Annotated in this window: 2 protein-coding genes; both read right to left on the bottom strand. The window is 73.2% G+C overall.

Features of this window, described 5'->3' with window-relative positions; translation table 11 throughout:
- On the bottom strand, positions 1-541 hold a 541-nt coding region (locus tag SACPADRAFT_RS26190), incomplete at its 3' end, for an enoyl-CoA hydratase-related protein (protein WP_007027838.1).
- 38 nt (positions 542-579) lie between these two features.
- Positions 580-768 (bottom strand): hypothetical protein (locus tag SACPADRAFT_RS32415; protein ID WP_007027839.1); only part of this gene is annotated, 189 nt, incomplete at its 5' end.

Raw genomic sequence — 768 nt, 5'->3', positions numbered from 1 at the left:
CGGCGTCCTCGTCCGCGGTGCGGTCGACGATCGCCGCCGCCTGCGCGTCGTGCCCGCCGTAGCGGCGGGCGGTGGTCATCGCCTCGTGCGCGGTCTGCGGCGTCAGCCGCGCCTGGATCAGCGCGGACATGCCCGGGGTGAACGGGATGTGGATGTCGGCCTCCGGCAGGCACCAGAACCCGCGGTCGGCGCGCATCACCCGGAAGTCGTGCGCCAGCGACAGCATCGCCCCCGCCGCGAAGGTGTGGCCCTGCAGCGCCGCGACGGTGATCATCGGCAGGGTCAGCATCCGCGCGAACAGCGCCTGCACCTCGGCGACGTAGTCGCCCGCCCGGTCCTGGTTGGCCGCAAGCCAGTCCAGGTCCAGCCCGTTCGAGAAGAACTTGCCGGTCGCCGTCGTCACCAGCGCCGCGGGCCCGTCGACGGCGGTCACCTCGTCCAGGCAGGCGCGCACGGACGCCAGCCAGTCCGGGTGGAAACGGTTCTCGGTGTCACCGAGGTCGAGGACGAACACCTCGTCCTGCTTGTCGAGCGTGGGCACGGCGCACTCCCTTGACGACGGACGATCCACCGTCGATATTACTCGCCGGTAATCGCGGGGGTGTCGGCCCCGCCCGCACCGTCGCCGTGGCCCTCCGGCGGGCCCGGCCGGTCGGCCAACAGCCGCTCGACCTGTGTCTGTGTCCGGGCGAGCTGCCGCCGGGTCTCGTCCAGCTGCTCCCGGCACGTGGCGAGTGCGGCCTCGGCGTGCTCGGCCCGGGACTCGGC

It is taken from the genome of Saccharomonospora iraqiensis subsp. paurometabolica YIM 90007 (assembly GCF_000231035.2).
Classification (GTDB): Bacteria; Actinomycetota; Actinomycetes; order Mycobacteriales; family Pseudonocardiaceae; genus Saccharomonospora; species Saccharomonospora paurometabolica.
Note: the sequence above shows the minus strand (reverse complement) of the source record. Positions and strands in the feature narration are given on the sequence as shown.